This is a genomic window from Streptomyces sp. GL_148 (genome assembly GCF_057834205.1).
This window is the reverse complement of record NZ_CM174396.1, coordinates 2,424,554-2,437,805: the sequence shown is the minus strand read 5'-3', so window position 1 is coordinate 2,437,805 and position 13,252 is coordinate 2,424,554. Positions and strand designations below refer to the sequence as shown.

At 70.1% G+C, this 13,252-nt stretch carries 10 protein-coding genes; 6 read left to right on the top strand and 4 right to left on the bottom strand.

The window, feature by feature from the left end; genetic code table 11:
- Positions 1 to 11: 11 nt before the first annotated feature.
- The 3 genes from AC3IYI_RS11125 to AC3IYI_RS11115 form a co-directional block, all read right to left on the bottom strand.
- Positions 12 to 917 (bottom strand): phosphatase PAP2 family protein, encoded by a 906-nt coding sequence (locus AC3IYI_RS11125; protein WP_489410020.1) that lies wholly within the window; start codon positions 915 to 917, stop codon positions 12 to 14.
- A 126-nt stretch (positions 918 to 1,043) separates the two neighbouring features.
- The gene (locus tag AC3IYI_RS11120) at positions 1,044 to 2,084 is read right to left on the bottom strand and encodes a LacI family DNA-binding transcriptional regulator (protein ID WP_489410019.1); all 1,041 of its coding nucleotides are present in this window, start codon (positions 2,082 to 2,084) and stop codon (positions 1,044 to 1,046) included.
- Positions 2,085 to 2,110: 26 nt separating this feature from the next.
- Positions 2,111 to 3,814, bottom strand: a complete 1,704-nt coding sequence (locus AC3IYI_RS11115) for a glycoside hydrolase family 13 protein (protein WP_489410018.1) — start codon at positions 3,812 to 3,814, stop codon at positions 2,111 to 2,113.
- A gap of 220 nt (positions 3,815 to 4,034) precedes the next feature.
- On the opposite strand from AC3IYI_RS11115, the gene AC3IYI_RS11110 reads away from it, so the two are divergent.
- The 5 genes from AC3IYI_RS11110 (at position 4,035) to AC3IYI_RS11090 (ending at position 9,965) form a co-directional block, all read left to right on the top strand.
- Complete coding sequence (locus AC3IYI_RS11110; protein ID WP_489410017.1) at positions 4,035 to 5,312, top strand: extracellular solute-binding protein; 1,278 nt, start codon at positions 4,035 to 4,037, stop codon at positions 5,310 to 5,312.
- A gap of 7 nt (positions 5,313 to 5,319) precedes the next feature.
- Positions 5,320 to 6,378 (top strand): carbohydrate ABC transporter permease, encoded by a 1,059-nt coding sequence (locus AC3IYI_RS11105; RefSeq protein WP_489410016.1) that lies wholly within the window; start codon positions 5,320 to 5,322, stop codon positions 6,376 to 6,378.
- Positions 6,379 to 6,419: 41 nt separating this feature from the next.
- A complete protein-coding gene (locus AC3IYI_RS11100; protein WP_489411502.1) occupies positions 6,420 to 7,268 on the top strand; it encodes a sugar ABC transporter permease in 849 nt (282 codons plus the stop codon).
- A 76-nt stretch (positions 7,269 to 7,344) separates the two neighbouring features.
- Positions 7,345 to 8,961, top strand: a complete 1,617-nt coding sequence (locus AC3IYI_RS11095) for a glycoside hydrolase family 13 protein (protein WP_489410015.1) — start codon at positions 7,345 to 7,347, stop codon at positions 8,959 to 8,961.
- Entirely contained in the window at positions 8,946 to 9,965 is a 1,020-nt protein-coding gene (locus AC3IYI_RS11090) for a LacI family DNA-binding transcriptional regulator (protein WP_489410014.1), read from the top strand. The genes AC3IYI_RS11095 and AC3IYI_RS11090 overlap by 16 nt, the downstream gene beginning before the upstream one ends.
- 279 nt (positions 9,966 to 10,244) lie before the next feature.
- Here the strand turns inward: AC3IYI_RS11090 and AC3IYI_RS11085 are convergent, their stop codons facing one another.
- A complete protein-coding gene (locus tag AC3IYI_RS11085) occupies positions 10,245 to 10,796 on the bottom strand; it encodes a putative immunity protein (protein ID WP_489410013.1) in 552 nt (183 codons plus the stop codon).
- An 837-nt stretch (positions 10,797 to 11,633) separates the two neighbouring features.
- On the opposite strand from AC3IYI_RS11085, the gene AC3IYI_RS11080 reads away from it, so the two are divergent.
- Entirely contained in the window at positions 11,634 to 13,193 is a 1,560-nt protein-coding gene (locus tag AC3IYI_RS11080) for a flavin monoamine oxidase family protein (RefSeq protein ID WP_489410012.1), read from the top strand.
- Positions 13,194 to 13,252 lie beyond the last annotated feature (59 nt).

Genomic DNA, 13,252 nt, shown 5'->3' with positions numbered 1-13,252 from the left:
GGGGGCCCGGCTCAGCGCTGGAAGCGGGCCAGCGCCGGATGGTTCAGGACGGCCGCCGTCACCGGGTGGCGGCCGGTCTCCTCGGGCCGGCGCGGCAGCCGGTGGGGGAGGGACCCGTACCAGGTGCGGGAGACGGCGTAGCCGAAGGCCAGGCAGAGCATGCCGCCGACGGCGTCGAGCCAGAAGTGGTTGGCGGTGGCCACGATCACGACCAGGGTCGCCGTCGGGTAGAGCAGGCCCAGGATCCGGGCCCAGGGGGCGGAGGCGACCGCGAAGATCGTCAGCCCGCACCAGAGCGACCACCCTATGTGCATGGACGGCATGGCCGCGTACTGGTTCGACATGTGCTTGAGGTTGCCCGAGGCCATCGAGCCCCAGGTGTTGTGGACCAGCACGGTGTCGACGAAGTTCTGCCCGTTCATCAGCCGGGGCGGCGCGAGCGGATAGAAGTAGTAGCCGACGAGGGCCACGCCCGTGGTGGCGAAGAGGACGAGCCGCGTCGCCGCGTAACGCCCGGGATGAAAGCGGTAGATCCAGACCAGCACGCCGATGGTCATGACGAAGTGGAGCGTGGCGTAGTAGTAGTTCATGCCCACCACGAGCCAGGTCACCGAATTGACGGCGTGGTTGACCTTCTCCTCCACGGCGATGCCGAGCGCCTGCTCCGCCTTCCAGATCCAGTCGGCGTTCGCGAGCGCGGCCGCCTTCTGCTCGGGCACGGCGTTGCGGATCAGCGAGTACGTCCAGTAGCTGACCGCGATCAGCAGGACCTCGAACCAGATCCGGGGTCGCCGGGGGGCGCGCAGCCTGGAGAGCAGTGCGCGCTCGGACGACTCCGGACGGTCCTTGCTCTCGGTCACGGGGGGTGACGAGACGTCCGTCCGGGTATCCAGTGTCTTCACGCTCGCTTCACCCATAGGAAAAGAGTCTGCCAGATGCGGACTCTCCTTCGATCATCCCTTGGGACGGTCTTGGCCGCAGCTCCTCCACCTCCGGGACGAGCAGAGGCCGTGCGCCCCTAAGGGAAACGACAGGGGCGCGCCTCAGGGGCGCGCGGCTCCGCGGCCCTGCTGCGGGCCCGAAGCGGTCGATCCGCGGACCACGAGCTCGGGGAGGAACACGAACTCGCTGTGCGGGGCCGGCGTACCGCCGATCTCCTCCAGCAGGGTCCGTACCGCGGCCTGGCCCATGGCCTGCACGGGCTGGCGGATGGTGGTCAGCGGCGGATCCGTGAACGCTATGAGCGGCGAGTCGTCGAAGCCGACCACCGACACGTCCTGCGGGACCCTGAATCCCTGCTGCCGGGCCGCCCGGATCGCGCCGAGCGCCATCATGTCGCTCGCGCACACCACCGCCGTGCAGCCGCGCGAGATCAGCGCGGCCGCGGCGGCCTGGCCGCCCTCCAGCGTGTAGAGGGAGTGCTGGATCAGCTCCTCGACCTCTTCCTCGCCGAGCCCGAGCCGCTCCTTCATGCCGAGGCGGAAGCCCTCGATCTTGCGGAGCACCGGCACGAACCGCTTGGGCCCGACGGCCAGCCCGATCCGGGTGTGCCCGAGCGCGGTCAGGTGGGTCACCGCGAGCTGCATCGCGGCCCGGTCGTCGGGGGAGACGAAGGGGGCCTGCACCTTGTCGGAGAATCCGTTGATGAGGACGTACGGGACGCCCTGTCCGCGGAGTTGGTCGTAGCGGCCCATGTCGGCCGTGGTGTCCGCGTGCAGCCCGGAGACGAAGATGATCCCGGAGACCCCGCGTTCGACGAGCATCTCCACGAGCTCGTCCTCGGTGGACCCGCCGGGCGTCTGCGTGGCCAGCACCGGGGTGTATCCCTGCCGGGTCAGCGCCTGGCCGATGACCTGGGCGAGCGCCGGGAAGATGGGGTTGTCGAGCTCGGGGGTTATCAGGCCGACGAGTCCCGCGCTGCGCTGGCGCAGGCGTACGGGGCGTTCGTAGCCGAGCACGTCGAGGGCGGCCAGCACGGATTCACGGGTGCCTGCGGCCACACCGGGCTTGCCGTTGAGCACGCGGCTGACTGTGGCTTCGCTGACCCCCGCCTGGGCTGCGATGTCGGCTAGCCGTGCGGTCACGGGATTGGACTGTACCGGTCGGACGTTCACAATGACCACCACGTGCACGAATCCGGGGGAAGCCGGACGGTGCGGCCGTCCGTCTCCACCGGGGCGCTGGACAGGACGGGGCGTCCGGGCGCGGGCAGTTCGACCACGGAGGGCCGGGTGTTGAGGGTGCAGACGAACCCGGGCCGGGTGAAGAGCAGCACCCCCTCGGGCGCGGGCAGCCACTGCATGCCGGTGGCTCCGCCGGAGGCGTCGGCCCCGGCCTCCGGCGCCCCGAGGCCCGGCAGGGCGTGGCGCAGTTCCAGCGCGGCGCGGTAGAGCTCCAGGGTCGAGTGCGGGTCGCCGGTCTGGGCGGCGACGCTGAGCCCTGCCCAGCCCGCCGGCTGCGGGAGCCAGCTGCCGGCCGGCCCGAAGTCGTACGGGGGCTCCTGCCCGGACCAGGGGATCGGCACCCGGCACCCGTCGCGCAGCCCCTCCTGCCCGGCTGCCTCGGAGGCGGCGCCGGGCGCGGCCCCGGCCCCGGCGGCTGCGACCCCCACGTCCGGCTCCCGGCGCCCACGGCGGTACGCCGGGTCCTGGCGGGCGGCGTCCGGGAGGTCGGTCACCTCGGGGAGCCCGAGCTCCTCGCCCTGGTAGACGTACGCCGAACCGGGCAGCGCCAGCATCAGCAGCGCGGCCGCCCGCGCCCGGGCCAGGCTGCCGTAGCGGGTGCGGTGGCGCACGACGTCGTGGTTGGACAGCACCCAGGTGGTCGGGGCGCCGACGGAGGCGGTGGCGGCGAGGGACTCGTCGATGACGGTGCGCAGCGCGAGGGTGTCCCACGGGCATTCCAGGAAGCGGAAGTTGAAGGCCTGGTGCAGTTCGTCGGGGCGGACGTACAGCGCGAGCCGCTCGGAGGTGGGCGCCCAGGCCTCGGCGACCCCGATGCGCGGGACCTCGTAGGAATCGAGGAGCCGCCGCCAGGAGCGGTGGATCTCGTGGACGCCGTCCTGGTCGAAGAAGGGGAGCGGCTCGGTGCCGATCAGCGTGGCCTGCGCGCCGCGGCCGATGTCCGGCATGCCCGGAGCCTTGACCATGCCGTGCGCCACGTCCACCCGGAAGCCGTCGACGCCGAGGTCGAGCCAGAACCGCAGGACGGCGGAGAACTCCTCGGCGACCTCCGGGTTCTCCCAGTTCAGGTCGGGCTGCTCGGGGGCGAAGACGTGCAGGTACCAGGCGCCGTCCGGGGTCCGGCTCCAGGCGGGCCCGCCGAAGACCGACTCCCAGTCGTTGGGCGGGAGCTCCCCGGCGGGCCCCCGGCCGGGGTGGAAGTGGTAGCGCTCGCGCGCTCCCGGCTCCCCGGCCAGCGCCGCCCGGAACCAGGAGTGCTGCTCGGAGGTGTGGTTCGGGACCACGTCCACGATGACCCGCAGCCCCAGCGCGTGGGCGGCGCGGATGAGGTCGTCGGCGTCGGAGAGGTCCCCGAAGAGCGGGTCGACGGTCCGGTAGTCGGCGACGTCGTAGCCGCCGTCGGCCTGAGGGGAGAGGTAGAAGGGGGTCAGCCACACCGCGTCGACCCCGAGCCGGGCCAGGTGGGGCAGGTGCTCGCGGACCCCGCGCAGGTCCCCGATCCCGTCGCCGTCGCTGTCCGCGAAGGAGCGTACGTACACCTGGTAGATGACGGCATCGCGCCACCAGCCGCCGCTCGCGGTGGCGTTGCTGGAAGCGCTTGCAAGCCGGGAGGCGGTCAACTCGTGGGTCATATCGGGTCAACGCGTGTACGCACCCCCTGGTTGCGGGCCCGGACACTCGAAGAAGGTTCGAACTAACAGCAAGCTGCGGCAACCGTACGGACACGCGGATGTAACGATCACCTCTTCTTGCAGAAAGTTCCCGCAAGGTCTTTCGGTCGGCTTTCAGGCTTGTTACGTTCTCGGCAACTCGGGACCGCGAGGCGCGGCCGGGATCATCGAAGGAGTTCATATGCGGCGTGGCATAGCGGCCACCGCGCTGGTCGCGGCTCTGGCGCTCGCGGCGACGGCTTGCGGCGGTGACACCAAGGACGGCGGCAACAGCGGCGCCAAGGCCGACGGGGAGCTCTCCGGCACGGTCACGTGGTGGGACACCTCGAACGACGCCGAGAAGGCGTCCTTCCAGAAGATCGCCGAGGCGTTCACCGCCAAGCACCCCAAGGTGACCGTCAAGTACGTCAACGTCCCGTACGGCGACGCGCAGAACAAGGTCAAGAACGCCTTCAGCAGCGGCTCCGAGGCCCCCGACGTGATCCGCGCCGACGTGGGCTGGGTCGCCGACTTCGCCTCCCTCGGCTACCTCGCCGAGGTCCCGGCCGACACGGCCAAGAAGGTCGAGGCCGAGTTCCTGCCCCAGGCCGCGGCCAGCGGCAAGTACGAGGGCAAGACCTACGGCGTCCCGCAGGTCATCGACACCATGGGCCTCTTCTACAACAAGAAGATGCTCGCCGACGCCGGCGTCGAGCCCCCCAAGACGCTGGAAGAGGTGAAGACCGCCGCCGCCGCCATCAAGGCCAAGACCGGCAAGGCCGGCCTCTACCTGCGCGGCGACGACTCCTACTGGTTCCTCCCGCTCATCTACGGAGAGGGCGGCGACCTCGTCGACGCGAAGACCAAGACGGTCACCGTCGACAACGCGGCGGGCGTCAAGGCCTTCAAGGCCGCCCGCGACCTGGTCACCTCGGGTGCGGCGATCACCAACGCCACCGACGGCTGGACCAACATGCAGACCGCCTTCAAGACGGGCGAGGCCGCAATGATGATCAACGGCCCCTGGGCCGTGGCCGACGCCTACGCGGGCGACCAGTTCAAGGACAAGGCCAACCTCGGCATCGCCGCGGTCCCGGCCGGCTCCGTCAAGGCGGGCGCCCCGCAGGGCGGCCACGACCTCGCCGTCTACGCGGGCTCCAAGAACATCGCCGCGGCGAACGCCTTCGTCGACTACATGACCTCGCAGGAGGTGCAGGTCCAGTCCGCCAAGGAGCTGAGCCTGCTCCCGACCCGGATCGCCGCCTACGAGCAGCCCGACGTGAAGTCCAACGAGATGGTCACCTTCTTCAAGCCGGCCGTGGACAAGGCCGTCGAGCGCGCCTGGATCCCGGAGAACGGATCCCTCTTCGAGCCGCTCAAGGTCGAATACACCAAGGCGATCACCGGGGCGTCGAGCCCGGAGGACGCGGCCAAGGCGGCCGGCGCCGAATTCCGCAAGATCCTCAAGGGCTGGAAGTAACGAAGAGATGGCTGCTCACACCAGCCAGTCGGTGGCGAAGGCCGCGGGCGGCGAGACCGGTCCTGACGCCGGTCCCGCCGCCCGCGGCCGGAGCCGCAGGACTGACAACAGGACGGGTCGCGGGACCGGCGGGAGCAACCGCCCCGGGCTGAAGCGGGCCCTGGCCACCCACTGGTACGCCTGGGCCATGATCACCCCCGTGGTGCTCGTGCTCGGCGTGATCATCGGCTGGCCGCTCGTCCGCGGCGTCTACCTGTCGCTGACCGACGCCACCGAGCGCAACGTCAGCCGGACCATCGGTGTCAACCACATCGAGGCGACGTACCAGTTCGTCGGACTCGACAACTACGCCGACGTCCTCGCCGACCCGGTGTTCCTGCAGCGGCTGGTGTGGACGGTGCTGTGGACCGTCGCCTGCGTGTCGGTCACCTTCGCGCTCGGCCTGGGCCTCGCCACCGTGCTCAACCGCGAGTTCAAGGGACGCGGCGCCTACCGGATGGCGCTCATCCTGCCCTGGGCCGTCCCCGGATTCGTCTCCGTCTTCGCCTGGCGGTTCCTCTTCAACCGCGACAACGGCATCCTCAACAAGATCCTCGAAGGCGGCGGCATCTCCGCCGTCCCGTGGCTCGACGACCCGACCTGGGCCAAGATCGCGGTCATCGCCGTCAACGTCTGGCTCGGCGTCCCCTTCATGATGGTCGCCCTGCTCGGCGGCATGCAGTCCATCCCCGGCGAGCTCTACGAGGCGGCCGAGATGGACGGGGCGAGCCCCTGGCAGCGGTTCCGCCACATCACCCTGCCGGGACTGCGCACGGTCAGCATGACCGTGATCCTGCTCTCCACCATCTGGACCTTCAACATGTTCCCGGTGATCTTCCTGCTCACCCGGGGAGGCCCGGGCGACTCCACCGAGATCCTGGTGACCCAGGCCTTCCGCGAGGCGTTCGTGACGAGCCCGCGCGACTTCGCGGTCTCGGCGACCTGGGGCGTACTGATCCTCCTGCTGCTCACGATCTTCGCGCTGGTCTACCGGCGCTCGCTGCGCAAGCAGGGAGAGGTGTGGTGACCGTGACGACCAACTCCGAGACCGTAGCCAAGGCGGGCTCCGTGAAGGCGGCCTCCGTCCGCCCCCGCGGCACGCGCTCCCCGCTCGCCTCCGCCGGGCTGCACGCCACCCTGGCCGTCGCCGCCGTGATCGCCGTCTTCCCGGTGCTGTGGGTCCTGCTGACCTCCCTGAAGCCCGCGAAGCACGCGATCTCCACGGACTTCGTCAAGGAACCGACCCTCGACAACTACAGCTACCTGCTGGAGTCGACCTCCTTCCTGACCTGGTTCGGCAACTCCGTCCTGGTCGCCGGCATCACCACCGTCCTCGGGGTGTTCATCGCCGCCACCACCGGATACGCCGTCAGCCGCTTCAAGTTCCCCGGAATGAAGCCGCTGATGTGGACCCTGCTCATCACGCAGATGTTCCCGATGGCCATCCTCATCGTCCCGCTCTACAACCTCATGGGAGACCTGGGGCTGCTGAACCAGCCGCTCGGCCTGGTGATCACGTACCTCACCATCGCCGTGCCGTTCTGCGCCTGGATGATGAAGGGCTTCTTCGACACCATCCCGGTCGAGATCGACGAATCCGGCCGCGTCGACGGGCTCAACCCCTTCGGCACCTTCTGGCGCCTCATCCTGCCGCTCGCCAAGCCCGGCCTCGCCGTCACCGGCTTCTACGCCTTCATCACCGCCTGGGGCGAGGTCGCGTACGCCTCCGCCTTCATGGTCGGCGACGAGCACCTCACGCTGGCCGGCGGCCTGCAGACCTTCGTCACCCAGTACACCTCCAACTGGGGTGCGATGAGCGCCGCTTCGATCCTCATCGCGATCCCCGCGGCCTTCTTCTTCCTCTTCGCCCAGCGTCACCTCGTCGCCGGGATGACGGCAGGCGCGACCAAGGGCTGACCCGCCCGCGCGCGCACGGGCCGACCACCCGGTGCCTGCCCCCTCTCACCCCCGGCCCGACCCATTCAAGGACGACATGACCCAGCACCTCGCCGCCGAACCCTCCCTGGACGGCCTCCCCACCTCCACCGGCACCCAGCCCGGCTGGTGGAGAGAAGCGGTGATCTACCAGGTCTATCCGCGCAGCTTCGCCGACTCCAACGGAGACGGCATGGGGGACCTCGAAGGCATCCGCAGCCGACTGCCCTACCTCAAGGAACTCGGCGTCGACGCCGTGTGGCTCAGCCCCTTCTACGCCTCCCCGCAGGCCGACGCGGGCTACGACGTCGCCGACTACCGGGCCATCGACCCGATGTTCGGCAGCCTCCACGACGCCGACGCCGTGATCCGCGAAGCACATGAGCTGGGCCTGCGGATCATCGTGGACCTGGTTCCCAACCACTGCTCCGACCAGCACGAATGGTTCAAGCAGGCACTGCGCGAAGGGCCGGGTACGCCGCTGCGCGAACGGTTCCACTTCCGCGCGGGGCGGGGCGCGGACGGGGCGGAGCCCCCGAACGACTGGGAGTCCATCTTCGGCGGACCCGCCTGGACCCGGGTCGCCGACGGGGAGTGGTACCTGCACCTCTTCGCACCCGAGCAGCCCGACTTCAACTGGGAACACCCGGCCGTGCAGGACGAGTTCCGCTCGATCCTGCGCTTCTGGCTCGACCTCGGCGCCGACGGCTTCCGCATCGACGTGGCCCACGGCCTGGTCAAGGCCCCCGGCCTGCCCGACCTCGGCCGCGGCGAACAGCTCAAGCTGCTCGGCAACCAGGTGCTCCCCTTCTTCGACCAGGACGGCGTCCACGAGATCTACCGCTCCTGGCGGAAGGTGCTGGACGAGTACGCCGGCGACCGGATCGGCGTCGCCGAAGCCTGGACGCCGAGCGCCGACCGGACGGCCATGTACCTGCGGCCCGACGAACTGCACCAGGCCTTCAACTTCCACTACCTGAACACCGGATGGGACGCGCAGGCACTGCGCGCCACCATCGACGAGTCCCTGGACGCGATGCGCCCGGTGGGCGCGCCGACGACGTGGGTGCTGTCGAACCACGACGTGGTCCGTCATGTGACGAGGTACGGGGGAGGGGTGGAGGGTCTGGCGAGGGCGCGGGCCGCCGCGCTGCTGATGCTGGCGCTTCCGGGGTCGGCGTACGTCTACCAGGGCGAGGAGCTCGGCCTCCCGGAGGTCGTCGACCTCCCGGACGCCGTCCGCCAGGACCCGGCCTTCGCCCGCGGCGCCGGGCAGGACGGGCTGCGCGACGGCTGCCGCGTACCGATCCCGTGGTCGGGCACCGAAGCCCCGTACGGCTTCGGCGACGGCGGCAGCTGGCTGCCGCAGCCGGCCGACTGGGCGGGCCTGAGCGTGGCCGCGCAGACCGGCGACCCGGCCTCCACCCTGGAGCTCTACCGCGCGGCGCTGCGCCTGCGCCGCTCGCACCCGGAGCTGGGCGCGGGCGACGCGGTGGAGTGGCTGGAGGCCCCGGCGGGCGTCCTGGCCTTCCGCCGGGGCGACTTCACCTGCACGGTCAACACCACGGCGGAGCCGGTACGGATGCCCGCGCCGGGCACCGTACTGCTGGCGAGCGGGCCCCTGCCCGACCCGTCGGAGCTGCCGGCCGACACGGCGGTGTGGTGGCGGGGGTGACCACCCCCCTGCGGCTGACGGACATCGCCGCGCAGGCCGCGGTCAGCGAGGCGACCGTCAGCCGCGTGCTCAACGGCAAGGCGGGCGTGGCGTCCGGCACCCGGCACAAGGTGCTGGCCGCCATGGACCTGCTGGGCTACGAACGCCCGGTCCGGCTGCGCCGGCGCAGCAACGGCCTGGTGGGCCTGCTGACCCCGGAGCTCACCAACCCCATCTTCCCGGCGTTCGCCCAGGTCATCGAGCAGACCCTCGCGGGCCACGGCTACACCCCGGTGCTGTGCACGCAGACCCCGGGCGGGGCCACCGAGGACGAGCTGGTGGAGCAGCTGGAGGAGCGCGGGGTCACCGGCATCGTGTTCCTGTCGGGGCTGCACGCGGACTCCTCGGCGGATCCTTCGCGCTACCAGCGGCTCGCGGCCCGGGGCGTCCCGTTCGTGCTGATCAACGGCTTCAACGAGCAGGTCCAGGCCCCCTTCATCTCCCCGGACGACCGCGCGGCGGCGGAGATGGCGGTCCGCCACCTGGAGGACCTGGGCCACCGCAGGATCGGCCTGGCCATCGGCCCGACGCGCTACGTCCCGTCGGCGCGCAAGGAGGCCGGCTTCGTCGCCGCCCTCCCGAAGGCGGCGGCCGACGGGCTCATCCAGCGCACCCTGTTCACGGTGGAGGGCGGCCACGCGGCGGGCGGAGCCCTCCTGGACCGGGGCTGCACGGGCATCGTCTGCGGCAGCGACCCGATGGCGCTCGGCGTCATACGGGCCGCCCGCGAGCGGGGCCTGCGCGTCCCGGAGGACATCTCGGTGGTCGGCTTCGACGACTCCCCGCTGATCGCCTTCACGGACCCCCCGCTGACGACGGTCCGCCAGCCGGTCCGCGCCATGGCCACGGCAGCGGTCGGCGCCCTCCTCGAGGCGGTCGCCGGCACCCCGGTCCAGCGCACGGAGTACGTCTTCCAGCCGGAGTTGGTCGTGCGGGGGTCTACTGGGCAGGGGCCGGGGGCGTAGGGGCGGGCGCGGACCGCTGTCGGGCGGGTCGGGGGGGGGGGGGGGGGGGGGGGGGGGGGGGGGGCTTGTGCTGCGGGCCGGTCCAGCGGCCTGCTCTGAGATGCGCAGCCCCCTCCGGTCGATGGTCATCTGGACACGGCCCCGGCAGGGGCGAGTGAGGGGGCGAGCGGGACCGGAAGCGAAAGCGATAAACGATCACTTCTCGGATCCTGAGGACGAGATGGTCGTCTTTCGGCGACCTCAAGGATCGGTCTGAGCGGCCGTGGTCCTCCGACGGCCTCAGGGATCGGTCTGGGCAGTGGGTCGCAGGGCGGTGTCGAGCTCGCGGATGAACTCTCCTACGCGGCCGCCTCCGGCGGGTGGGGCGGGCATGCGGCCGAGTACGTGGGAGACCGCCGGGGGTGCGTGATGGCGCGCCCATTCAAGGGTCTGGGCAGCGATCTGCTCGTTCGATCCGGATGCCAATTCTTCTGCCCGCGCTGTGTGCGCTGCGGCACCGAGAATGTGCTTGATCTGATGGGCACTTGCCTTCGGATGAAGGTACGCGGCACTGGCCGCATGGCTCGCCGCTCGTGCCGCGTCGATCGCCGCAGGCGAATCGGCTTCCTGCGCCGCCTTGTAGGCCGCCCACCCGCACTGCCGCAAAGCGGCTGTCCGCCGCCCACCCCCGGCAAATACCTCTGCGGCCTCGATGGCCTCACGAGGGCGGGCATCGCCCGGGTGGTCCTGCTCGAAGATCGACAGGACCCTACGCGCGCAATCAGCCGCGTAGCCCGTGATCTCACGCAGTTCGTCTTCGCTCAGCTCGATCTCGTCCGACTCACTTGGCATGGCCCCATCCTCCCGTCCGCTCGATCACCTCACGAATCCCATTTGCTCCTCCGCCCACTTGCCGCAGTCGCTGAGCCGAGTGGGATGGGAACTGGTCGTGTCCGGCCTATGTCCAGCCAGAGACGGTCGGTAGCCGGGAAGCTGACCCGTGAGCGGGAGGAACACTTCCGGCGCATGGATCAAGGTGTGAGCAGCCGGGAGGCGTGCCGGATCGTCGGCATCAACCGGCTACTGGCAAGCGGTGGCGCAACGGCACTGCCGCAACGAAAAACAGACCCTCTCAGCCCGCACACAGAGTGCGGGCTGAGAGGGTCGTTTCGGCGTCTCGGTACCTCATCCCTGTTCCTCCGCTGAAGGAATGGGCCGCCTTCTCGCCGCAGTATCTTCGGCGCAGTCCGAATCTGATCCAGCGCACACGAACGACCTACGAGACGGGCTCCCTGCGCCGGCATTACCCGGATCAGGTACTGGGGGTCGCCTTCCGGTCTTCCGACCTTCCGGCCTCTCAGCCCGACCGTCGACGTCGGCCCCGGCGGCCTCAAGCTCTCCGCCAAAGTCGGCTACGCCGGTTGAACTCCCTCGCTCATCCCGCAGGCCTGTTCTCCAGGATAGCGCTCCAGAGGCCGGATGGAAGGGTCATATCAACATCTTTTGCCTCCCTCGCCGGACCTGCCTCCAGGCTCTTCACGTCGTGACCATTTCGGCGAGAAGTTGCTCCGCGTGTGGTGTCGCGTACGGCTCTCGGGCGCCAAATAGGCAGAATTGCGCAGAAATATTTCGGTTCTTGCCGAATTCATCATTCTCTTTCTGTGCCACCACCGCCTAGAAGGAAGAGCCATGGCCCGCACGCCGCTTGCCCAGTCACTCCAGGATCTGGCCGCCACGCTGAGCGTTCCGCGCGGGCTGACGCGGCGGGGGCTGCTTCGAGACGCGGGGATACTCGCACTCGGCGCCGCGGGCGCGAGTTCTCTGGGGTGGCTGGCTCCGACGGCGAATGCGGCGACCGCCCCGCGGATCGTGGTGGTCGGCGCGGGGCTCGCCGGTCTGACCGCGGCCTACCGGCTGAAGCAAGCCGGCCACACCGCGCAGGTGTACGAGGCCTCGGACCGGGTGGGCGGTCGCTGCTGGACCCTGCGCGGGGCGTTCGCGGACGGACAGCTGGCCGAGCACGGCGGCGAGCTCATCGATCAGGGGCATACCGCGATCCGCCACCTCGCGCAGGAACTCGGCCTCAGGCTGGACAATCTCCTGGCTGCGGAGCAGAACGGCACCGAGTCGCTCGGCTTCTTCGACGGCGCCCCCTACACCTTCGCGCAGGCGGCCGCCGACCTGCGGCGGGTCTGGAGGAAGCTGCACTCGGACGTCGTGGCGGCCGGCTATCCGACGCTCTACACGAGCAGTACCCCGCGCGGGCGCCAGCTGGACCAGATGTCGGTCGTCGACTGGATCAACGAAAGCGTGCCCGGTGGAGTCGGTTCGAAGCTCGGGCAACTGCTGGACGTCGCCTACACCATCGAGTACGGGGGCGATTCGACCCAGCAGAGCGCGCTCAACCTGCTCTATCTGCTCGGCTATCACGGGCAGGGGCAGCTGCACATCTTCGGCGCCTCGAACGAGAAGTACCACGTGTCAGGGGGCAATGATCAGATCCCGGACCGCCTCGCGCAGGCCTTGCCGGGGCAGATCACGCTCGGCTCCGAGCTCATCGCCATCAAGCTGAACACGGATGGCACCTACACGCTCTCCTTCCAGCAGGGGATCGGCGTCCAGGACGTCACGGCCGACAAGGTCGTACTCACGCTGCCGTTCTCGATCCTCCGCTCCTCGGTCGACGTGACGCAGGCCGGGTTCAAGGCCCTCAAGCAGACGGCGATCGCGGAGCTGGGCATGGGCACGAACTCGAAGCTCCACCTCCAGTTCAGGACGAGGCACTGGGAAGGTCTCGGTTCCAACGGCGAGACGTTCGCCGACACCGGCTACCAGAGCAGCTGGGACGTGAGCCGCGGCCAGACGGGGGCCTCCGGCATCCTGGTCGACTACACAGGCGGCATGATCGGGGCGAGCTTCGGCGCCGGCACGCCCCAGAACCGGGCGCGTCGGTTCCTGCGCCAGATCGAACCCGTCCTGCCAGGGATCGGCGCGCAGTGGAACGGTCTCGCGACGATCGACTTCTGGCTCGGCCACCCGTGGACGAAGGGGTCGTACTCGTACTGGCAGGTGGGTCAGTACACGAAGTTCGCGGGGGTCGAGCGCGAGCGGGAGGGGAACTGTCACTTCGCCGGCGAGCACACCTCGGTCGATTTTCAGGGCTACCTGAACGGGGCCGTCGAAACGGGGGAGCGAGCCGCCGCTGAGGTCCTGGCGGACTTGGTCAGCCTGGGTAGCCCGATCGCGTAGGGCTTCCGGCGTTGTGTGGGCTCCCACGGCGTGGGAGCCCACACGCATGTGACGAGCAC